This is a genomic window from Vagococcus allomyrinae (genome assembly GCF_017829975.1).
Classification (GTDB): Bacteria; Bacillota; Bacilli; order Lactobacillales; family Vagococcaceae; genus Vagococcus_D; species Vagococcus_D allomyrinae.
This window is the reverse complement of the sequence record NZ_JAEEGA010000018.1, coordinates 101,458-124,024: the sequence shown is the minus strand read 5'-3', so window position 1 is coordinate 124,024 and position 22,567 is coordinate 101,458. Positions and strand designations below refer to the sequence as shown.

The 22,567-nt window shown below is 39.4% G+C and carries 19 protein-coding genes and 1 other annotated feature; of the genes, 12 read left to right on the top strand and 7 right to left on the bottom strand.

Annotation, left to right across the window (positions count from 1 at the left end; translation table 11 throughout):
* The first annotated feature begins 35 nt into the window (after window positions 1-35).
* Window positions 36-185 carry a 50S ribosomal protein L33 gene (gene rpmG / locus I6N95_RS22115; RefSeq protein WP_023606847.1) on the top strand — a complete coding sequence of 50 codons (150 nt, stop codon included), beginning with the start codon at window positions 36-38 and terminating at the stop codon, window positions 183-185.
* Between the two features lie 331 nt (window positions 186-516).
* On the opposite strand, the gene I6N95_RS22110 is transcribed toward rpmG, so the two are convergent.
* Entirely contained in the window at window positions 517-1,764 is a 1,248-nt protein-coding gene (locus I6N95_RS22110) for a hypothetical protein (RefSeq protein WP_209531541.1), read from the bottom strand.
* Between the two features lie 272 nt (window positions 1,765-2,036).
* Between I6N95_RS22110 and I6N95_RS22105 the strand changes: the two genes are divergently transcribed.
* The 6 genes from I6N95_RS22105 (at window position 2,037) to I6N95_RS22080 (ending at window position 7,216) form a co-directional block, all read left to right on the top strand.
* A complete protein-coding gene (locus tag I6N95_RS22105; protein ID WP_209531540.1) occupies window positions 2,037-2,591 on the top strand; it encodes a 5-formyltetrahydrofolate cyclo-ligase in 555 nt (184 codons plus the stop codon).
* Window positions 2,592-2,620: 29 nt separating this feature from the next.
* Window positions 2,621-3,370: a rhomboid family intramembrane serine protease gene (locus tag I6N95_RS22100; protein WP_209531539.1), complete on the top strand. Its 750-nt coding sequence runs from the start codon at window positions 2,621-2,623 to the stop codon at window positions 3,368-3,370.
* Between the two features lie 149 nt (window positions 3,371-3,519).
* Window positions 3,520-3,568 (top strand) — a sequence feature (sodium ion sensor (DUF1646 type); this cis-regulatory element may regulate processes involved in with the transportation of sodium ions).
* A gap of 49 nt (window positions 3,569-3,617) precedes the next feature.
* Window positions 3,618-4,793 carry a cation:proton antiporter gene (locus I6N95_RS22095; protein ID WP_209531538.1) on the top strand — a complete coding sequence of 392 codons (1,176 nt, stop codon included), beginning with the start codon at window positions 3,618-3,620 and terminating at the stop codon, window positions 4,791-4,793.
* Window positions 4,794-5,031: 238 nt separating this feature from the next.
* On the top strand, window positions 5,032-6,216 hold the full coding sequence (locus tag I6N95_RS22090) for an ROK family glucokinase (RefSeq protein ID WP_209531537.1): 1,185 nt from the start codon (window positions 5,032-5,034) through the stop codon (window positions 6,214-6,216).
* A gap of 87 nt (window positions 6,217-6,303) precedes the next feature.
* Complete coding sequence (locus tag I6N95_RS22085; RefSeq protein WP_209531550.1) at window positions 6,304-6,645, top strand: rhodanese-like domain-containing protein; 342 nt, start codon at window positions 6,304-6,306, stop codon at window positions 6,643-6,645.
* A 112-nt stretch (window positions 6,646-6,757) separates the two neighbouring features.
* Window positions 6,758-7,216 carry a universal stress protein gene (locus I6N95_RS22080; protein ID WP_245249801.1) on the top strand — a complete coding sequence of 153 codons (459 nt, stop codon included), beginning with the start codon at window positions 6,758-6,760 and terminating at the stop codon, window positions 7,214-7,216.
* 41 nt (window positions 7,217-7,257) lie between these two features.
* Here the strand turns inward: I6N95_RS22080 and I6N95_RS22075 are convergent, their stop codons facing one another.
* Window positions 7,258-9,909 carry a sigma-54-dependent transcriptional regulator gene (locus I6N95_RS22075; RefSeq protein WP_209531536.1) on the bottom strand — a complete coding sequence of 884 codons (2,652 nt, stop codon included), beginning with the start codon at window positions 9,907-9,909 and terminating at the stop codon, window positions 7,258-7,260.
* Between the two features lie 305 nt (window positions 9,910-10,214).
* On the opposite strand from I6N95_RS22075, the gene I6N95_RS22070 reads away from it, so the two are divergent.
* From I6N95_RS22070 to I6N95_RS22060, 3 genes are read left to right on the top strand one after another with little or no spacing between them, the layout of a single operon-like run.
* Window positions 10,215-10,553, top strand: a complete 339-nt coding sequence (locus I6N95_RS22070; RefSeq protein WP_209531535.1) for a PTS lactose/cellobiose transporter subunit IIA — start codon at window positions 10,215-10,217, stop codon at window positions 10,551-10,553.
* Window positions 10,554-10,877 (top strand): PTS sugar transporter subunit IIB, encoded by a 324-nt coding sequence (locus I6N95_RS22065; protein WP_209531534.1) that lies wholly within the window; start codon window positions 10,554-10,556, stop codon window positions 10,875-10,877.
* Window positions 10,870-12,159 (top strand): PTS sugar transporter subunit IIC, encoded by a 1,290-nt coding sequence (locus I6N95_RS22060; RefSeq protein ID WP_209531533.1) that lies wholly within the window; start codon window positions 10,870-10,872, stop codon window positions 12,157-12,159. The genes I6N95_RS22065 and I6N95_RS22060 overlap by 8 nt, the downstream gene beginning before the upstream one ends.
* A gap of 44 nt (window positions 12,160-12,203) precedes the next feature.
* Here I6N95_RS22060 and I6N95_RS22055 read toward each other — a convergent pair whose 3' ends face one another.
* From I6N95_RS22055 to I6N95_RS22035, 5 genes are all read right to left on the bottom strand, one after another.
* A complete protein-coding gene (locus I6N95_RS22055; protein WP_209531532.1) occupies window positions 12,204-13,649 on the bottom strand; it encodes a glycoside hydrolase family 1 protein in 1,446 nt (481 codons plus the stop codon).
* 45 nt (window positions 13,650-13,694) lie between these two features.
* Window positions 13,695-14,948, bottom strand: coding sequence for a PTS sugar transporter subunit IIC (locus tag I6N95_RS22050; protein ID WP_209531531.1), 1,254 nt, complete (start codon window positions 14,946-14,948; stop codon window positions 13,695-13,697).
* Window positions 14,949-15,036: 88 nt separating this feature from the next.
* Window positions 15,037-15,846, bottom strand: coding sequence for a MurR/RpiR family transcriptional regulator (locus I6N95_RS22045; protein ID WP_209531530.1), 810 nt, complete (start codon window positions 15,844-15,846; stop codon window positions 15,037-15,039).
* Between the two features lie 461 nt (window positions 15,847-16,307).
* Complete coding sequence (rnjA, locus tag I6N95_RS22040; protein ID WP_209531529.1) at window positions 16,308-17,984, bottom strand: ribonuclease J1; 1,677 nt, start codon at window positions 17,982-17,984, stop codon at window positions 16,308-16,310.
* Complete coding sequence (locus I6N95_RS22035) at window positions 17,985-18,200, bottom strand: DNA-directed RNA polymerase subunit epsilon (protein WP_209531528.1); 216 nt, start codon at window positions 18,198-18,200, stop codon at window positions 17,985-17,987.
* An 869-nt stretch (window positions 18,201-19,069) separates the two neighbouring features.
* Here I6N95_RS22035 and I6N95_RS22030 point away from each other — a divergent pair.
* Window positions 19,070-20,800, top strand: coding sequence for an ABC transporter ATP-binding protein (locus tag I6N95_RS22030; RefSeq protein WP_209531527.1), 1,731 nt, complete (start codon window positions 19,070-19,072; stop codon window positions 20,798-20,800).
* Window positions 20,797-22,563 carry an ABC transporter ATP-binding protein gene (locus I6N95_RS22025; RefSeq protein WP_209531526.1) on the top strand — a complete coding sequence of 589 codons (1,767 nt, stop codon included), beginning with the start codon at window positions 20,797-20,799 and terminating at the stop codon, window positions 22,561-22,563. The genes I6N95_RS22030 and I6N95_RS22025 overlap by 4 nt, the downstream gene beginning before the upstream one ends.
* Window positions 22,564-22,567 lie beyond the last annotated feature (4 nt).

Sequence of the window (22,567 nt, the reverse complement as noted above, 5' to 3'; positions counted from 1 at the left end):
GTGCTCATAGTCTTGAAATGTTTGGAGGGAATATCATGCGAGTTCATATTACTTTAGAATGTACAGAATGTAAAGAGCGTAACTATTTATCTAACAAAAACAAACGTAACAATCCAGATCGTTTGGAAGTTAAAAAATATTGTCCACGTGAGCGTAAAGTAACGCTTCACCGTGAAACAAAATAATCAATTGTAACATTAAGCTAGAAACCTTATGTGGTAAGGATTCTAGCTATTTTTTTTGTAAGTGAGTACGAAGAAGGTTAAAGGAAGCTCTTTAGCTGAGTTTAGGCGTGTTTCTTTATACTATTCCAGTGTGACCCAATTGTTCTTATACCTCTCTAAATATAGCAGGAGAGATCTCATTAAATCTCTGGCAACTAATTTGAGGTAATCCAGCCATAAGTTGATAAGTCATCCATAGTGAAAACCTCATGGATGAACCTAGCTGGGCGTAGCAAAAAACCCCCTAAAAAATAGGAGGCTGATCAGTTCAATGAAATTTATTTTTTTAGAATTAATGAATAGAATCTGTTTTAGAGAACGTTTTTTGATAAAGCTTAAATAAGGTCAGTCCGATAAGCGCAATACCTAGTAACAGTGGACGAGAGTCAGTGTCATTAGATGTTTGTGGCAACTCTTTTTTAGCTTGATCATTTGCCTTAGTGTTATCATCGTTAGTAGTTTTATCAGTAACTGTCACATTAATGGATCTTGCTTCCATTGTAGAGGGCGTTTCTTTTTTGAAAGGATTATTTTCTCTGATTCTAGCGATACTTTCTTCAGTTAAGCGAACGTTCATTCCAATGACCGTTTTGCCAGATTTTAACGCTTTCCAATTACCATCTTTATCGACTTCGATGATTCCGTTGGGATCAGATATTTCATAAATACCAGTCAAATCAGCTATGCCGCCAATAGGATCAATCGTAAATTTTCCAGTGTCTCCGACTTTAGCGTTGATATCTTGATTGGAAACATAGGCTCTCAAGGCATAAGCTCCGTCAAATACGTTAAAAATCGCTAATTCTGCAATTTCTTTAGTTACGAACGTGGTATTGGGGAATTTTTCCTCTAATCTGTCCATTGTATCTTGAGAATACTCGAAAAGTATTGGAATAGTAGCCGTGCCAGGCTTAAGTGCTATCCATTTGCCGGTTTCATCAAAAGAGACGACACCATTGGCAGGACTTTGGGCAAGAAACTTACCCGTTACTTCCACTCCTTCAATTGGTTCAACACTGATAACGCCAGTATCATTTAATTTTAAATCGCTTAAATCATCAACTATAAATTTAGGCGTAATATCAAGCATTGCTCCTATAGAATTGACGACAGACACATTGACGAGTGTAGCGATCTCCCGTTGACTAAATTCATAATTAGGGTATTTACTTTTTAATTCATTCATAGTGGATTCGGAATAGCTATATGTTAAAGTGATGGTTGTCTTACCTTCTTTTAAGGCTTTCCAATGTCCGTTTTCATCAATAGTGATAACATCGTTATCTTTAACGGTAGCTAAGATTTTTCCAGAAGTGTCTTCAATGCCTTCAAGTGGTTTTACCTTAATATCTCCTTCTGAGTCAACTGCGATATTCTCCATGTTTGGAATTTCAAAATAAGCAGTGATATCTTTAACTTGTGTTTCGGCTGGAGTTGCAACAAGGGGTGTTGAACTTTCTTCTGTCGTAGCAAAAGTATTTGGTACAAAACCAATTAACAAAGAAACGCTAAACAAACAAATAACTCTAAACTTTTTCATAATTAACCTCCAATTTGTGATTAGCTTAATTGTACAGTATTTTAAATAACAATGGTAGCGGTTTTTTTGTTTTTAGCAAATAGAGGAAGACGTGGCAGACGAAGGTATTAGCCAATCACTTCAGAAGCAACGTGAAGGTAGAAATAAAGAAAAATCACTCAATCAAAGGTTATTAAACAACCGTTTGGCTTTCCGGTTGTTTTTTTCTGTTTTTTAGTGGATAATCAAGGGTATGATGAGTTGGTTGACAACTAACTGAAAGTAGGTGTCCGATGGATAAAGCAACAGTTCGTCAAGAAACATTGGGGAAGTTACGAAAACTTGGCCTTGTCCCAAGTCGTAAAGAGCAACAAGAAAAGGCCATACTGGACCAGTTGTTTCAATCGTCCCTTTGGCAAGAGGCAAGCAGTGTTGGAGTGACACTTAGCATGGGGTTAGAGTTTTCAACAGAACCAATTATCGAGCGAGCATGGCAAGAGGGTAAAACAGTCGCCGTCCCTAAGACAAGGCCGGAACGTAAAATGGATTTTATTAAGATTACTTCTGGAACAATTTATGAAAAAAGTCACTTTGGCGTCAGAGAGCCACTTAATGATGATATAATAAAGGAGACTCAGCTTGATTTATTGATCGTTCCTGGGGTGGCTTTTCGTTTAGATGGTTATCGGGTAGGTTTCGGTGGCGGATACTACGACCGTTACTTGGCGGGGTATCCAGGTCAAACTTGTAGCCTTGTATTTCAAGAACAACTCAATCAAGAATGGGAACCAGGTCCTTTGGATCTCCCAGTTTCCACCATTTTCATGAAACAATGGACTGATAAGTAAACAGATTTTTATAATGTGAGGAGAAATGAATGAATTACCAAACAGAAATGAAGTTAAAACGAATTAAAAATATGCCATTAATGGTCTGGGGACTATTGGCCATTCAAATAATTGTCTTTCTCTCTATGACGTTGGCTGGTATGAGCCGCGGCTTGGGATTTAATGGCTCTCTAAATGGTGAGATTTTAGTTGCTCATGGCGCCATGCTAAAAGGATTTGTCACTCATGCCCATGAGTATTGGCGCTTTATTACGCCAATTTTTGTTCACATTGGGTTTATGCATTTAATCGTCAACTCTTTAACCCTCTATTTTATTGGAACCCAATTAGAAGCGATGTTAGGGCATTGGCGCTTCTTGGCAGTTTATTTACTAACCGGTGTGGCCGGAAATGTTTTAAGCTTTGCTTTTGGTAACGCCAATTCAATTTCCGCCGGAGCAAGTACCTCACTTTTTGGTTTATTTGGTATCTTTGTGGCCTTAGGTCGGGTGTATCCGCATCATCCAATGATTCAGTTTATGTCTCAACGAATGCTAACGTTGATTGTGCTTAACTTAGTCATGAATCTATTTAGTAGTGGGATCGATATTCTAGGCCATGTTGGCGGAGCACTTGGCGGTTTTTTATTAGGCTTTGTGATCAGTATTCCCGCTCTCAAAGACACTCATTATGAATCCAGTGCTCATGATGTTCATCGACGCATTCGATTTGGCTTAATATTTGTCTTTTTTATTGTTTTTTGTTTATTATATGGATTTAGAGATGTTTTAGGATTTTAAGTATGGCCTTTCGCACTTTCTAGTTAGGGAGTGTTAAAGGCTTTTTTACATATTGTAAAATATATTGGGAAAAATGTGCAAAATTTTTGATATTTTTCTTTATTCATGGCATACTGTATAAGTGTTTGAAAAAAGTAAATACGTGTTTCGGTTGGGCAGCGATGCTTTCAAGGTTTTTTCTTCAAAGGGCGGGAAGAAAACTGAAAGTCATACTGTCTATTTTTGCGTATAAAAAGGAGAAATTGTCATGTTTGAAGAAATGATTATTGCTATTATCGTGATTCTTTTAGGAACTAAAGTTGCCAGTCACTTATGCAGTAGAATTGGCATTCCAGCTGTGATTGGCGAATTGTTAATCGGGATATTAGTGGGACCAGCGTTACTTAATTTGGTCCATCCTTCCGACGTTTTACACGTGTTTTCTCAAATCGGCGTAGTCTTATTAATGTTTTTGGCCGGTTTAGAAAGTGATTTTAACCTATTAAAAAAATATTTAAAACCATCTGTCTCAGTGGCGATATTGGGAATCTTGTTCCCGCTGATCCTCTGTGGACTTGTCGGGGCTATGTTTAATTTGTCCACGATGAGTGCGATTTTCTTGGGAATCGTCTTTAGTGCGACATCGGTTAGTATTTCAGTTCAAGTCCTGAAAGAATACCGCCGTTTAGATACGGAAGAAGGCTCAATTATCTTGGGCGCAGCAGTGGTAGATGATATTGTGGTCGTGCTAATTGTCAGCATCTTTTCCACAATTGTCAATTTAGAAGGCGCGTTTACCTTAAGTGGGCAACTGTTCTGGGACCTATTAGGAACGAAGATTCTCTTTTTCTTCATCTTGTATGTGTTCGCCAAGTTCTTGTTAAACCCATTTATGACATTTGCTAAAAAATTAGTGGCAACGGAAGGAGAAGTGGCGATTGCCTTAGTTCTCTGCTTGGCTTTTGCCTTATTATCTGAAACCTTAGGGATGAGTGATGTGATTGGTGCCTTCTTTATGGGCTTGTTATTATCTTCTCACTCGTCTAAACACACCGTGGAAAGTCGCGTGTCAACCATCGGCTATTCCTTGTTCATTCCGATCTTCTTCGTGTCTATCGGTTTGGATATTCAGTTTTCAGCGTTTAAAGAGCACGCAATTTTTATCATTCTCTTATCAATTGCCGCCGTACTATCAAAATTGCTTGGCGGGTATATCAGTGGGCGCCTTTCTAAAATCGATGCTAACCGCTCATGGATTGTCGGTGCCGGCATGGTATCTCGTGGTGAAATGGCCTTAATTATTGTCCAACTAGGACGAGGCTTAAATTTGATTACAGGAAGTATTTACTCAGCCATCGTTGTGGCTATTATCATTTCAACCTTAATCTCACCATTACTTATTAAGTTCTTTATTGAGCGTAGTGCAGCAGCAAAACAAGCCTAGTAGTACTCGACAGCAGTGACTTAGTCACTGCTGTTTTACTTTTAATCGGTCAATTTGCTGAAATAAGGATCAATTCTTGCAATTCTTTTCCTTAGCCATTGCCAAAGCTCCTAGATATTAGGTATAATAAACACTAGCTTACTTTTTCGTGTCAGCTCTTTTTTTGTGAGTAGATTTCATGGAAGGAGAAGACCGAGAAGCTAGATGAGAGGTCATTGAGATAAGGAAGTGTCTGTAAATGGAAACACTTTACGATGTCCAACAGTTATTAAAATCCTACGGTACGGTTGTTTACTTAGGTAAGCGTTTATGGGATATTGAGATGATTGGCATTGAAATTGACAGCTTGTATCAAGCTGGTATCTTGGAATTAACAACCTATCAGCAAATTAAAATGATTTTAACACGCGAGCACGAAGTAGAAATAAGGCGTGAAAAGAATAAGGAGGATGTTGTTGTGGACGGCAAATTAATCGGCATTGATCTAGGTGGTACTACAGTTAAGTTTGCGATTTTAACAGTCGAAGGGGACGTACAACAAAAATGGAGTATTGAAACAAACATTGGCGAGGAAGGAACCTTGATTGTTCCAGATATTATTAAATCCATTCGTCACCGTTTAGAATTGTATAACATGAAATCAGAAGATTTTATCGGGATTGGCATGGGCACACCTGGCACCGTAGACCGCGTAGCTGGTACTGTTATTGGCGCTTATAACTTGAATTGGAAAACACTTCAAGAGATTAAAAAACCAATTGAATCAGAATTAGGCATTCCTTTTGCGATTGACAACGATGCAAATGTGGCAGCCTTAGGCGAAAAATGGAAGGGTGCTGGAGAGAATAGCCCAGAAGTTACCTTTATCACACTTGGAACGGGTGTTGGCGGTGGGATTATTGCAGAAGGCAATTTATTACACGGTGCAGTTGGGGCTGCGGGAGAAATCGGCCATATCACCGTTGAGCCGCTTAATGGTTTTGACTGTACATGTGGCAAAAAAGGCTGTTTGGAAACAGTTGCCAGTGCGACTGGAGTGGTGCGTTTAGCTCGTACGATGTCAGAAGAGTACTCTGGCGATTCTAAACTAAAATACATAATTGATGATGGTCAAGACGTGACAAGTAAGTCTGTCTTTGAGTTAGCTGAAGCTGGCGATGACTTTGCTTTATTAGTAGTAGATAAAGTTGCCTTTTATTTAGGACTAGCTTGTGGTAATATCGGTAATATGCTTAACCCAACGGATATTGTAATTGGTGGAGGGGTATCAGCGGCCGGTGAGTTTTTAAGAAGTCGCGTTCAAACCTACTTCGATCAGTTTACTTTCCCGCAAGTTAGAGATAGTACGAAAATTAAATTGGCTCAGTTAGGAAACGAAGCCGGCGTAATCGGTGCTAGTTCGTTAGCGTTACAGTTTAAGTAATTCAGTTTTTATTAGAGAGGAAGCAAAGCAGTGAAAATCAGCCCATTTTTAATTATTAACATCATTTTAGGGGCCATTTTATTATGGATGGCAGGGAATGAACTATATCTACGTCTAATGGCAAGAAAATCAGCAAAAACGATCACCGAAGAGGAATTTAAGGAAATCATGCGCAAAGGTCAAATTATTGACGTTCGCGAGAAAGATGTTTTTGATGCTGGACATATTTTAGGAGCCCGAAGCATTCCTTATTCAACGTTTAAACAAGCCCACAGCTCCTTAAGAAAAGACTTGCCGATCTTTTTGTATGATCAAAAGAAAACCTTGAGCATCCGTTCAGCCAATATTTTACGGAAAAATGGTTACACTGATGTCTATATCTTAAAAGGCGGCTATAACGGCTGGACTGGCAAGATCAAGAAAAAATAATAAGAGACTCTCACCTATTTTCAGATTGAGAATAGGTGATTTTTAGCGTATTAATGTAACCGTTATCTAAAAAGTGTTATACTAAAGATATAAACGAGAGGAGCGGATTTCCATGTTAAGTAATTATCAACGTATTTTAGTTGCAGTCGATGGGTCTGAAAATTCAGATTTAGCCTTTAAACACGCAGTAGAAGTCGCCAAACGCAATCATGCCTCGTTACATGTCCTGCAAGTTATCAACGATCAGGCAGGCTCATACAGCCCCTTTGCTTATAGTGATATCATCAAGGAGGAAGAAGAAGCTGCCGAGAAAGAGATGGATAAGTATCTTGACTATGGACATGCACATCAATTAGAGGATATTGTTCCCATTATTCGCTTGGGAAATCCGAAAACCAGCATTGCTAAGTTTGTCGCTGAACAGTATGACATTCAGTTATTGATCATTGGGGCTACTGGAAAAGGAGTCGTCAATCGGATGATTATTGGCTCCACGACGAGTTATGTGGTTCAACACGCAGTTTGTAATGTCCTGGTTGTAAAGAACCCTGAGAATAAAGGGGTAGAATAATTGTAAAAAAGACTCAAAGCTAAAAATAGCCTTGAGTTTTTTTATTCTTCCTGAAGCTCGCCAAAAAAAATAGAAATTAAGTAAAGCACCTCATTTTCGGGAATAGAGATTGCGTAATCACGTTCGAAAGTAGTTAAAAGACTGCTGATCAGACTGAATTCTTTTGAATACTTCTGTTTATAAGACTGACTGTCAGGAAACTCGATAGAATCATAGTCTCCTTTCAAGCGATCAATCAAGCATGAAATGTGGAAAATAGCGCCGAATATCACTTTGATATTAAAATTAATGCCAAAGACATTTTCAATTCGCTTAATAAACTTTTTAGCGTCAGCGACAATTACGAAACTATCGATGTTTTTCAGTTCATCTTTTAAAGTTAGTTCAATCTCACGATACGTTGTGTCCAGTTCAATAAAATACTGAATTTGCTGGATAACCTTATTGTTAAACAAATCATATAATTGAAACTGCGGCAGCGCGATTTCAATGGGCACTGTTGTCACCACGCAGAGGATGTGGTATTGATTTTGCATGTGTTTAATATAACTGCTAATCGATTCATCTCGCAATAGGGTAATCGTGATGATTTTGATGCTGTCTGGCAGATTAGTTAGTTTTTGTTTTAAAAGATTTTTCATAATAACCGCTGTTCCTTCCCCTGTCAAACAGAAGGAGAGGATCACCGAAATTTTATCTTCTTCAGGAATGACTGGAAATTGACTTTGGGCATTTGTGGGATGATTACTGGAACGGATGCTTAACAAATCTTGAAAGATATCATCTAGCGGTGTGCCGATAATCGCTTTGCGAGTTGCTTCTAGCACGTGAATCGTACTGCTCATATCAAAAGTTCGACACGTGATTTGAAACGTTTTTTCAATCTCTGTTCCCAGATTAATTAAGGAGCCCATGTCAACCAGAAACAGAATATCACTAGTGGAATGGCTTTTGACGATCATCTCTTTGATCTGGTCAATAATAATCGAAGGGCTTTCACTCAAATCCATGTTAATGCCAACCGCATGCTGGGTTCCTAGTAAGTCATTGACAAACGTTGCCATCGAGGTTGCCGACGAAGCACCATGAGAGACGACAAAAACGCGAACCAATTCATCTTTTTGATGCTCATTTTGATCATTGTATATAAAGAACATCGTTAAAAAGGCTACTTCTTCTTGGGGCACATCAATATCTAAGGCCGCATTTAAGAACAACAAACATTCCGTGGCAATGCTAAAATAGTGGGGATACAAGGTCGCCAGTTCATCAGCATCATGATGTCGTTTAGGTAAATCTCCTCGCTTAATCCGATGGTAAATGGTGGAAATATGAATGGCCATGGATTGTTTAAGCTTGTTATTGATTGGCCGCTGTAATAGATTTTCAGCTAAAGCGATGGTCTCAATACAAATTTTATAGAGCGGTTCTGACATCATTATTTTAAGGTTGTCCATGCTGTGGGAATGCTCATTTTGCGGTGGGAAAAAAGTATCAAAATTGGTTCGCAAAATTTCTTGAATTTCATCGTAGCCTAAAGTTTCCTCTTGATGAATCGTTTCATTTGAATGAATTAGTTTATAGATATTAAGAGCACTTTGGTGACAGTTATCCTCACAATCGGGCTCAAATGCGATATACTTACCGGCCAGCTGGCTTGTCAGGATGTCGTCTTTTTTTTCGCTAGCAGAATACAAACCAGTTAAAATATAAGAAGGTAATTCTGGACTGTGTATGACAATTTCTTTATGAGACATGACTAAAAAATCGGCATATGCTTTGGCGCAAGTCAGCTGAATATCATTTTTTAATTGACCAATGTTATGGGAACATTCGTAGTTTAAAAAAGCTCGTAATGAATTTTTTGTTATTTTAATAGTCTCATTTAAACGATTGGCTTCCTGTTGGAAAAATAAGGAGATTAACGCCGCCCGCTCTTCAGATGTTCGTTCTTTTAAATTAGGCAACATCAAAATCATCGGAATGCGACGCTGAAAAGTATTTAATAAGGCTGAATTGCTGGCTTCAGTAGTTGCTGCAATGATCAGCACACTGGCCTGTCTTTCCGTATCAGATTCTCCCAAACGATGGTAGACCCCACGATCAAGAAAGGTAAAGAAAATTTCCTGTCCTTCAGGTGGCAAGCGATGAATCTCATCAAGAAATAAAATTCCCCCATCAGCTTTTTCAATCAAGCCCTTTTTTTCCTCTTCCGCTCCCGTATAGGCATTTTTTGAGATACCAAAAAGTTGTCCGACCAATAATTGGGGGTTATTGGCATAATCAGCACAATTAAACTGAACAAAGGGCAAACGTTCTTCAGGCTTGACATGCTGGGCGTAGTCGTAGATCAGCGAAGCTAACATCGATTTTCCCACTCCCGTCTCCCCGTAAATTAACATATTTAACCCTTTTGGTGGATATAAAATAGCCGCTTTAGCTTGCTTGACAATCATTTGAAGTGAAGGATTGTCACGCTCAAATTGTTCCAGTTTTGATTGCTTAATTACAGGGTGATAAAGTACCGGTTTTCCTGATTCTTTGCGAGCCAATCCCATTTTAACGAGTTCATTTAAGTCATTGCTGACATTGGCTCTCGACAAATTTATTTGTTCGGCAATGGCCATTGTTGAGAGACCTTTACCGGAATACAGTTTAGTCATTTCCATCAAAATTAAATCAATTCGTTTCATGAATGTATCGACTCCTTTATATATAGTGTATAGGTGAACTAAGTATGCCACGGAACAGTTTAAACAGCGGTGTCCTATAACAGCGCTGTGGAAAGTGACAATAGATACATTATGGAGCAGGAGACTTTAAAAGTAAATACAAAGCTTGAACTTGTTTCAATGTGTTTTCTTTTCTCGGCTGACTCTGCTCCCAGATGAAACACATCAGAATTTGCTAGCGAAAGACTTGATTTATCGAGGATAATTAACCATAGAAAAAGCTGGCATGAAACTTGCTTTATATAAAAGTGAGAATCGGAGGTGAAATGCTAGTGATAAACCAGGATGAACAATCTGAAGAACGAGCCATCATGTTGATCGTTCACGGAGGCTATGCAAGAAGTTTAGCCCTTCAGGCGATAGAAGCCGCAAAAGAAGGGAAGTATACTGTAGCGGCCCAACTGCAAATGGAGGCCACAGAAGAATTAAATAAAGCCAACCGCTTCCAGAAAGAGGTTATCAATGACAACTTGGTAGCAAGAGAGGAGGGACGAAGTGTATCGTTGATGGACATCCATGCCCAAGATCACTACATGAATGCTTTAACGATTATCGATTTAGCGGACAATTTTATTGAATTATTTAAGATGAAACGAGGTGGGTAAATGCTTAGAGTCACCTTGGCATGTGCTGCGGGAATGTCAACGAGTTTATTGGTCAGCAAAATGAAAAAAGCTATCGAAGAAAAGGAGGTCGCCATTACATTAATGTCCGTCTCAGAAAAAGAATTTGAAAAGTATTTAGGGGAGACTGATATCTTATTGCTAGGCCCCCAAGTGTCATTTCTAGAGAAAAAGTATCAGGCCCTATTTAGAGGGACAGAAAAGAAAGTTTTATCCATTCCCATTTTAGAATACGGGCGAATGGACGGTGCCAAAGTTGTTGATCGAGTATTATCATTAGCTAATATGGAGGAACGTTATGAATAAAATGATGGATAAATTACAAGAAAAGTTAGGCCCCATTGCGTATAAACTGGATTCAAATCGCTATCTAAGTGCCATAAAAACTGGTTTTTTTGTGGCAATGCCATTGTTGATCATTGGTTCAATCTTTTTATTAATTACCCAGCTTCCATTTGATCCTTATTTGAATATGATGGAATCAATTTTAGGCAAAGATTGGATGAGTCTTTTTCTAAAAGTTAACGACATGACCATGAATGTCATGACTATTTTCGTGATTTTGGGAATCGCCAAAGAACTGGGGAAACACTACCACGTAGATGAAGCCTCTTCACAAGCAGCTGCTATTTTAGCCTTTTTCATATTAACGCCAATTATCACCAGTGAAGGGGGAGAAACAGGGTTGCCAATCGGGAACTTTGGCGCATCAGGACTCTTTGTGGGAATGATTACGGCCATCTTAGCCGTTGAAATATTTCGTTTGGTTGTCCAACGAGGTTGGGTAATCAAAATGCCTGATTCAGTCCCATCCAATGTTGCTACCTCATTCTCAGCATTGGTACCAGGAGTCTTTGTAGCAGTGATCTTCAATTTGATTAGAATTGGTTTTTCTTTTACCAGTTTTGAAACCGCTCATAATTTTATTTTTGAGGTATTACAAACACCTCTCTTAGCATTGGGCAGCTCCTTGCCAGCGACGATTATCGTTTTGCTATTTGAAGCCTTATTGTGGTCCTTTGGGATTCATGGTTCCAATATTATCGGGGCAGTTATGACCCCAATTTGGACGGCCTTAGCCGTTGAAAATGCTAGTGCATTCGCCAATGGCGAGGTTTTACCAAATATCGTGAATGCGCAATTTTACGGTAACTTTATTAAATTGGGAGGATCAAGTGCCACTATTGGTCTAGCGATTGCCTGTGTCTTAATGGCTAAGTCAACTCAGTTTAAAACCTTAGGGAAATTGTCGATTGCACCAGCAATTTTTAACATCAATGAGCCCTTAATTTTTGGGATTCCGATCGTCTTAAATCCCATCATGCTAATTCCTTTTATCGCAGCACCAGTGATTATGTGTATCATTGCCTACACAGCGATGGCGACGGGGTTAGTGCCTATTACCAACGGTATATTATTACCGTGGACAATGCCAGCAGTCGTGTCCGGCTTTATTTTATCTGGCTGGCGCGGAGCTGTTTTACAGATCGTTCAAATTGTTTTGAGCTTCGCTATTTATTATCCTTTCTTCAAAATGGAAGATCGTCGAGCTTATGACGTTGAAATGGGCAATGAACAAGTTAAATAACAATCAAAAGAGAGAAGCGGCCTAAAGACTGCTCCTCTCTTTTCCTAATCTAGCGTCAATATTGCGCCATTGCTCGAGGTGACTTGTTGGTACCAACGATAGCTTTTCTTTAAATGACGAGCGCCGCTACCACGGCCATAATCATCTAAGTCGACGTAGATAAAACCATATCGCTTACTCATTTCGGACGAGGAACAACTGACGATGTCAATCGGTCCCCATGGATAATAACCAATAACTTCGACCCCATCCTTAATAGCTTCCAGTAGTTGCTCAATATGTTGACGTAAAAAATCAATGCGATAATCGTCATCAATTGTCAGTTGCTCATTAAGTGTTTCTACAAATCCCATCCCGTTTTCAGTCACCATAATTGGTAGTTGATAGCGGTCATAATACTCATTTAGGGCGATTCGCAAACCAATAGGGTCAATTCCCCAGCCCCATTCATTAGTTTCTAACTGAGGGTTAATCATCGCTGGCTCAGAAGTCTTGATGCTTTCAGCGCTAACTAAGCGCGTGTAGTAATAAGAAAAACTAACAAAATCAACTGTATGGCGAAAATCTTCTCGATCGTGTTCCCCGAACTCAATGGTGACACCCAGCTCATCAAAAAAACGATTGGCATAAGCTGGATAACTACCGCGGACTAAAATGTCAGAGTAGAAATACTCCATTTGGTTGTACTGAAGAGCTGCCAGCAAGTCTTCTGAACGACTGGAAGCAGGCGCGCAATTCCCGTAATAGGCCATCATGCCAATTTGCATGGCTGGATCAATCTCTTTTCCAGCTTTAATGATCCGACTACAAGCCACTAATTCATTATGGGCCCCTTGATATTTGGCTTGGACTAAATTATCCACCATATCGGCTGGAATCCCTAAGTGATTAAAAGATTCGTGTGTGATCAAATTCATCTGGTTAACCAATAACCAGTAGTTAATCTTTCCTTGATACCGCTTAAGCACGGTTGTGGCAAACTTGACAAAAAAGTCAATAACTTTGCGATTGGACCAGCCCCCATAGGCGGTTGCTAAATGGAGGGGCATCTCATAATGAGAAAGGGTGATTAACGGTTCCATGCCATTTTTGATGATTTCATCAAATAAGCGATCATAAAATGCTAAACCTTCTTCATTTGGTTCTTGCTCATCTCCTTTCGGAAAAATTCGCGCCCAACTGATAGACGTTCGAAAGGCATTCATCCCAGACCCAGCTAATAATTTAAGGTCCTGAGGATAGCTGTGATAAAAGTCAATACCATATCGTTTAGGGTAATACCCTTCAGAATCATTCAGAGCAAAGTTAATCTCCTCAGTGTCCATCTCTTTGTTACTTTTTTGTTGAATTGCCACGTCATCTCGGAAGCGATTGATGTCAGCGACACTTAATCCCTTACCTCCAAGATTGTAGGCTCCCTCAGCCTGATTCGCAGCAATAGCACCTCCCCAGAAAAAATTTGCTGGAAATGACATTGGATTATGTGACATGATAGGTTCCTTCTTTCAATAGTTTAGTTAGACAGCTGTTGTGAGCTAGTTTTCTTCTGACAGTAATTTTTTTTCATAGACCTTAAAGAAAGGGTAATAGATGACCGTATAAATAATTAAATTTACTACAACCAATAACGCGCCTCGAATACTGGCAGTAGCAATGGCGCCAGCAAAAACGCTAGGAACTGTCCAGACGGCAGCTAGTGGATATCCCATACCAGGGACGATCCCTAAAGTAAAGGCAAAATAGGTAACAAAAGTGGTGATGATCGGTGCAATAACGAAAGGAACTGCTAAAGCTGGATTTAAGACAATCGGCAAGCCGAATAATAAGGGCTCATTGATATTAAACAAGCTAGGCAACAAACTTAGCCTTCCAAGACTCTTTAGATGAGCGGATTTAGAGAAGAACATCAAGAGACAAAGCCCTAAAGTCCCCCCACCGCCACCAATCCAAAGAAAGGTAAAGATAAATGGCTGAACCCCAATATTAGGAATGGCTTCTCCCGCAGCTTGAGCGGCCATATTAGCCTCAGAATTGATCAGCCAAATAGGTAGCATAATGGTGGCCAAAATTTGCGGATGAATTCCGAATAACCACATAAAACAGGTTAACAAGACATAAATTAGAGGTGAGGCAACCGAATTAGCTGAGGCTCCCAATAAAGGTGTTACCAGATTGCTAATCAGTTGATTAATATCAAACCCTAAGATATGAACGATTAGCCAAACGATTAACGTGGAAAAGAAAATGGGAAACAGTGAGGCAAAACTGTTACTAACATTACTAGGAACCTGCTCAGGCAAGCGAATCGTGATGTTTTTTTTGGTGCAAAAGCGCAACAATTCCACCGCTAAAATCGCTGTTAAGATTCCCGTAAACATCCCTTCGCCACCTAAATATTGAGTTGGTAAAACGGTGCCAGTTTCCGTCGTGACAAATTTAAGTGTCATAAGAAAAGCGAAGATAGCGGAGACACCCCCTGTTAGTCCATCCAATTGATAGCTTAGGGCTAAATTGCGACCAATGCCAAAAGTAGCATAAATCGACAATAATCCCATACTCATTTGAAACGGAATCAGCAATTTAGCAACCAGATCAGGATGCCCTCCCATAAATGAGACATAAGATTGAGGCCAAGGTATAAAAGGGATCAATAAGAAAATCGAACCGATAATTGTAATCGGAATGGTGGCTACGAGACCGTCTCTAACAGCAGTTAAATGCCGTTGGTTTGAAATTTTAGTCATAGGCCCCATTAATTTTGTTTCTACAAAAACCATCAGTGTATCCATAATTAGTGCTCCTTTCATTGATTACCATTATCTTATGGTGAATAGGGCCAGGATACAATAAGAACCATTTTCCAAAATTGGAAAATGGTTAAGTGGTTGGAGCATTCATTAAAAAGGCAAGGTAGAGGATCGCATTCATCATAATTCGTTGAGAATAATAATTCGATTCGAAAAAAGGTTCACAGTTATCAAATGAAATGATTTCTTCGAAGAAATTAAGCGCCTCTTCTTGAGGATTTTTTGTGATTAAAACTTGATATGCAGCAAGGGCAGGGAGCGATTCTAAAGCCCTTTGGTAATCCGAAACCGTCTTACCTGTCAGACTGATATAAAAAACGACATCAGCAGAAGTGATAATTTGACGAATGGTTTCTGGTTCAGACCGTCGATTAATCGCCAATACTGGAATCCCCAGTGGCGCCATTAGTTCTCTTAAAAAATTACTTATCGGGAAGGCATAAGTATTACTAATGCAAGCGATGGCTTTTGCGAAACTCATGTTATGGGCAATTCGAGAAAATACCTGTTCATCAAATTTAGCAAACGTATCCCGTTGAATTAATTGATCTTGCTCCAAAAATAGCGAGATTAATTGCTGAGAGCTTCTGGGTTCTAATGAACTGGTTTCTTTAAATGTGAAAAAATCTGGTGCGGCGTAAAAGCTTAAATCGGTCCGCATTTCTTTAAATGAGCGGTAGCCTAATTTTTTGCAAAACTTGGTGACACTAGAAGGGGCTGTATTCGCCAAATAGGCAATTTCTTCAATCATAATATCAGGAAAATCATTGATTTTCCAAATCAGTGTCTTGGCAATTTGATAATCTGCATCGCTATGAACAAATTTAAAGAAATACTCGGTTAATCTGATATAAACAGCAGTTGGAGGGATAGGTTTCATTCGGATTTTCCTTTCCATGGCATAGACATTGTGTCAAATAATCAGGCATATAGTTCCACTGGACAATGGGGGAGCATAACATGGAATCAGCACTATTAAGAAAAGCTGAACGAGGCGTTGCCGTTGCTCTTAGTGCTTTACTTCGTTGTCCCTTAACTCTAACGAATAAATTCGTAAGAATAACGGCAGCAATTAGAAACAAGGGACACTACACTTCGTTGTCCCTTATCTCTAACAAATAAATTTGTAAGAATAATGACTCTGCATTCCGATCTCATCAATTGCTATACGCTGAAGCGTCGAGCATTGAAGGTCGAAGAGCACTTAGAATTTGTTGAGATCGAAGCGAAGCGTAGTGGTGCCTCGTGAAGCTGGATCCAAACTACGATATAGAGAAAGTTTTATGCTTTCCTATAGAGTAAAAAAAGCAAATGACCGAAGCCATTTGCTTGTTAAAGTAATTAGTTATCCGCTGTTAATACCATTGGTAAAATCATCGGATGACGTTCCGTTTTTTCAACTAAGAAAGGATCCAATGTGCTGGTAATAACTTCCTTCAGCTTCGCTTCATTACAATCCGGTTCTTTTAGCGCTTTGTTAACAGCTCTGGCAAGGATTCGTTGACATTGGTTAATCAAGTCACCAGATTCACGCATGTAGATAAACCCACGAGAAAGAATATCTGGACCAGCCATAATTTGCTGTTTGTCATAATTAACGGTAATAACCGCTAAGACCAAACCTTCTTCAGAAAGAATTCGGCGATCTCGTAGGACAATATTGCCGATATCACCAACACCATTGCCGTCTACATAGATGTCCCCAGCATTAAAGTGACCTGCCACTCGCGCACTCTCTTGAGTCAGGGCCAACACATCGCCATTTTCAAGAATAAAGCAGTTTTCCTTAGGGACACCAGTGTCTTCAGCTAACTGTGTGTGAACCCGTAACATCCGATATTCCCCATGCACAGGCATAAAGTACTTAGGTTTCATCAAGCTTAACATTAGTTTTTGTTCTTGCTGACCACCATGTCCAGAAGTATGAATATTGTTGACTTTACCGTGAATCACTTCAGCGCCAGCTTCAGACAGTAAGTTGATGACTCGATTGACACTGACAGTATTACCTGGAATTGGCGAACTTGAAAAAATAACAGTATCTCCAGGTTGAATTTGAATCTGACGGTGAGTGCCGTTCGCAATGCGACTTAAAGCAGCCATCGGTTCGCCCTGAGAGCCGGTACACAAGATCAGCATTTCATTGGCAGGATAACTGTTGATTTGACGAGAATCAATAAAAGTATCCTCTGGTACATTGATATAGCCAAGTTTTTGGCCATTGATCATAGCATTTTCCATACTGCGACCAAAGACGGCGACTTTCCGACCAGTTTTAACTGCCGCCATAGCGGTTTGTTGTAATCTGAAAATATTAGAAGCAAAGGTGGCAAAAATAATTCGACCATCAATTTTTTCAAAAATATGTTCAATCGATTTGCCAATCGTTTTTTCTGATTTGGTAAATTCAGGAACCTCAGCATTCGTACTATCTGATAACATACATAAGACGCCTTCTTCACCAATTTTGGCCATCTTTTGTAAGTTAGGTGGCTCGCCAACCGGTGTAAAGTCAAATTTGAAATCGCCCGTACAGACAATATTGCCAGACGGTGTTTTGACAACGACTCCTAATGCATCAGGAATACTGTGAGTAGTTCTGAAGAAACTCACAGATGTTTTGCGGAATTTAATGATCGTATCTTCGTTAATTTCATGAAGTTCAGCATCTCGCAAAAGACCATGTTCCTCTAATTTATTTTTAATAAGGGCTAAAGCCAAAGGGCCAGCATAAATGGGAATATTTACTTGTTTTAATAAGTAAGGCACACCACCAATATGATCTTCATGACCATGAGTAATCACGAGGGCTTTTACTTTTTTGATATTTTGGACAATATAGCTGTAATCAGGAATAACATAGTCAATACCAAGCAGATCATCTTCAGGAAATTTAATTCCGGCATCAACGATAATTATTTCATCTTGAAATTGTACCCCATATGTATTTTTCCCGATTTCACCCAGTCCACCAATCCCAAAAACACCTGTTTCATTGTTTTTTATTGTGGGTTTCATTTAGTTAAACTCCGTTAGCGTAAAGTCAGCATTTTCTTTTTCATAGTCTAAGTGATTGCCTTCAAGGGCTTGCACCAATTCAATATTATATGGGGTATTGTCTTCTACTAGCTGACGGGCCATTACGTCCGTTTCTGCTTCAATATAAAGAGAGTGAGTTTGTTCTCTCTTTGGGTTTCTAACCTTTGTTTCTTGGTAATATACTTTAAAAATCATGTATCATTTCTCCTTTTCATTAGGCACTACAAGCCTGACCTATCAGATCAAACTTATAGAAATCCCTATATGTTATGCACGTTAAGACGTACGTTACTATTAATTTGAACACACGAAATATAGGTGAAATTCACCTGTTTTTTTTATTAAACACACCCTAACCCGGGGTTAAAAAGTGTCATGGAACCTCGTCTTTGTTCCAATTTGTCAGTATGTAATCACTACATAGATAACCGTTCGATAAAAATACGTGTCTGTTACAATTAAAATAATTCTATCATAAATTACCAAATAAGTATAGGAACAAGGAAAAGCTTTTGGTAGCGTCTAACGCTGATAGGAATTAAGGAAGGCACGAAAGTGATGCTTTTTATCGCTTCAAGTGACTTGTCTAATTTCCGAAAACTTGAATCCAAAAGCTGGACAAGAGAAAAGTTTTTGGTAGCCTTCAACGCTGATAGTAACTACGACGGGATCAATAGAGTGTCAAGAAAAAACCTGGAAATACTTGGTTTATCTGTGATAACTATGATATATTTAACTAGTTAATACTAAAGGCTGTACTAATTTGTTTGACTAGCTAAAAAAAATCAGCGGTTTTTTTGACGTGAGATTAGCGAAGCGTTTTAAATAATCTGATAAATAGCCACGTGGCGCCTTCGATGCCACGTAAGATAGTGAGCCGTTGGCCATTTTCAACATAAGAATACCAAAACTAATTCCTCAAGAAGAGAGGGGTTAGTTTTTATCTATAGATAATCAGAAACCATTTAACCAAGAACGGGATTATCTATCCTAAATAGAAGGGCACCGGTTGACAAAAGTAATGCCAAGTTATAACAAAACAATCACGAATAGGAGATGATTAGTTGAAATTAATGTGGAAATACACCATGCGCCACAAAAAATTGTTATTCTTTAATTTTTTATGTGTGTTTGGCTTTATTATCATTGAGTTAGGGCTGCCCACACTGCTGGGTCGGATGATTGATATCGGGGTCAAACAAAAAGACTTTGACTACGTCAAAATGATGGGGCTCTTCATGCTTGCCATTGTAGCCGTCGGAATTACCCTCAATATGCTACTGACTTACTTTGGTGCAAAATTAAACACCTCAATTATTATTGACATCAGGGATGACATGTTTGAAAACATGCAAACTTATTCTCATCAAGAGTATGAAAAATTAGGTGTCTCATCACTGATTACTAGAACCACAAACGACGCCTACCAAGTGATGATGTTTTTAGGCCAGTTTTTACGATTAGGGTTTATGACACCGATGATGTTTGCCGCAAGTCTCTACATGATCATGAGAGAAAGTGCGTCACTTTCAAAATTTGTTTTTTTTGCGATTCCCTTTTTGTTGTTGGGAGTAATCATCATTGCCAGAATTTCAGAACCTCTATCTGAGAAACAGCAAAAGAATCTCGATAAAATTAACATGATACTTCGTGAGAATTTATCAGGTTTGCGGGTAATCAGGGCCTTTGTTAATGAAAAATTTGAAGAAAAACGCTTTGATGACGTCAATGAAAATTACGCTGCTAGCTCAACGAAATTGTTTAAGCTTGTAGCTGTGGCTCAACCTGGTTTTTATTTCTTATTTAATATCATCATGGTATTGGTTATTTGGTTTGGTGCGAAGCAAATCGATTTGGGGCAACTAGAAGTAGGAAAACTGATTTCGTTTATTGAATACGTCTTCCATGCCTTATTCTCCTTTATGCTTTTTGCATCGGTCTTTATGATGTACCCTCGAGCAGCTGTGTCCGCCAATCGGATTCAAGAAGTTTTGGACACCGTTACCTCAATTTCAGAAAATCCTGATGGCGTCAAAGAGACAGCGACTCAAGGTGTGATTGAATTTAAAAATGTGACCTTTGCTTATCCTGGAGCCACAGAAAGCCCAGTCATTCGCGATGTTAGCTTTACGGCTAATCCTGGCGAGACTGTCGCGTTTATCGGCAGTACCGGTAGTGGTAAGTCCACCTTGATTCAATTGATTCCTCGTTTTTATGACACGACCAAGGGGGATATTTTAATTGATGGGGTGAATGTCAAAGATTATAACTTGACCGCTTTGCGCCAAAAAATCGGGTTTATTCCTCAAAAAGCCTTACTTTTTACGGGAACAATTCGTGAAAACATGCTCTTTGGTAAAGCCGACGCCACCGAGGAAGATTTACATTATGCGGCAGAAGTGTCTCAGGCAACAGAGTTTATCTCCCAAAAAGCTGATGGCTATGATGAACTCCTATCTGAAGGGGGAGCGAACTTTTCCGGTGGACAAAAACAGCGTTTAGCCATTGCTCGAGCGATTATCCGGCGGCCGGCCATCTATGTCTTTGATGATAGTTTTTCAGCCTTGGACTATAAAACAGACGCCAATCTCCGTGCTCGCTTGAAAAAAGAAACCACCACTTCAACTGTCTTAATCGTGGCTCAACGGGTTAGTACGATCATGCAAGCAGACAAAATTGTGGTGTTAAATGAAGGAGACGTGGTGGCGATTGGCACCCATCGCGAGCTTTTAAAATCCTGTGAGATTTATTATGATATTGCCTCATCTCAATTATCAGAGGAGGAACTCGCATGAAAAAATCAATCAAATCATTAAAACGATTATGGACGTATATCAGCCCATATAAAGTTAAGTTTTGGTTAGCGGTCCTTTTTACGGTAGGATCGGTCGGTTTGAATGTGCTGTTGCCTTATGTAACAGGATTGCCGACAACGGAAATTTTGAAAAATGTCTTAAAAGGTGAAGGCATTAACTTCCCTTATATTATGAAAACCATCATTGCTATTTTGGCGATCACTGTCTTTTATAGTGCAGCTCAATATTTTTCCGTCGTGATGATGACCAAAGTGGTTCAAGGAGCCATGAAGGATTTACGGCGAGACATTGCTGAAAAAATCAATCGCTTGCCAGTTTCTTATTTTGATACCCATCAACAAGGGGAAGTTTTATCGCGAGTGACCAATGATGTAGATGCCTTAAGCAATGCTTTGCAGCAGAGTTTTATTGCCATTGTGACGGCCATTCTGGGAATCGTTATGGCTGTCACCATGATGTTTGTTTTAAATATCCAGATGGCTTTAATGAGCATTTTGATGATACCAGCCTCACTGTTTATTTCTCGTTTTATCGTGTCTAAATCACAAAAATATTTCCAAGGGCAACAAAATGCCTTAGGGGATTTAAACGGTTATGTCACCGAACATATGACGGGATTTAATGTTTTAAAGCTTTATGGACGAGAAAAAGAGACTTTGGAAGGCTTTAAAGAAGTCAGCCATCGGTTATCCCGCTATGGCTTTAAATCGGCCTTTATCTCGGGATTGATGATGCCCTTGGTCCAATTAACCTCTTATTTGGCCTATATTGCCATCGCCATTACGGGAAGTTTCTTTATTATTGCAGGTAGCTTAACTATCGGAAACTTACAAGCCTTTATTCAGTACATCTGGCAAGTTAATCAACCGATGGGGCAAATTACTCAGTTAGCGGCGGTGTTACAAAGTGCTTCAGCTTCAACCACACGGATTTTTGAGATCCTGGATGAAAAAGAAGAACGCCTAAACGATGTGGATCAACCTTTGCCTGAGGTCATTGAAGGGCATGTTGTCTTTGACCATGTCGCCTTTAGCTATGATCCGGCTAAACCCTTGATCAAAGACTTGAGTTTTGAAGTGAAACCGGGGCAGACAGTGGCGATTGTTGGGCCAACCGGTGCTGGTAAAACCACCTTAATCAATTTGTTGATGCGCTTTTATGACGTCAATTCAGGGGCTATTAAAGTTGACGGTATCGACACTCAGCGGATGAATCGTAGTGATGTCCGAGAAATATTCGGCATGGTCTTACAAGATGCTTGGTTATATCACGACACGATTGGCGAAAACATTCGTTTTGGAAAACTGGATGCTACGGATTATGAAGTGGTAGATGCGGCCAAAACGGCCAATGTTCACCACTTTATCAAAACCATGCCTAAAGGTTATGAGATGGAAATTGATGAGGAGGCCTCCAATGTTTCATTAGGCCAAAAACAATTGCTGACGATTGCCCGTGCAGTCATCTCCGATCCGAAAATCTTGATTTTGGACGAAGCGACGAGTTCAGTTGATACTCGCTTAGAAGCACTCATTCAAAAAGCCATGACCCGAGTGATGAAAGGACGTACGAGCTTTGTGATTGCTCACCGCTTGTCAACGATTCGCGATGCCGATCTGATTTTAGTGATGAATCAAGGCGAAATCATTGAGCAGGGAACCCACGACAGTTTATTGGCAGATGGTGGTTTCTACGAGCAATTGTATAACAGTCAGTTTAACGAAGAAGCGGATTACGAATAAATTG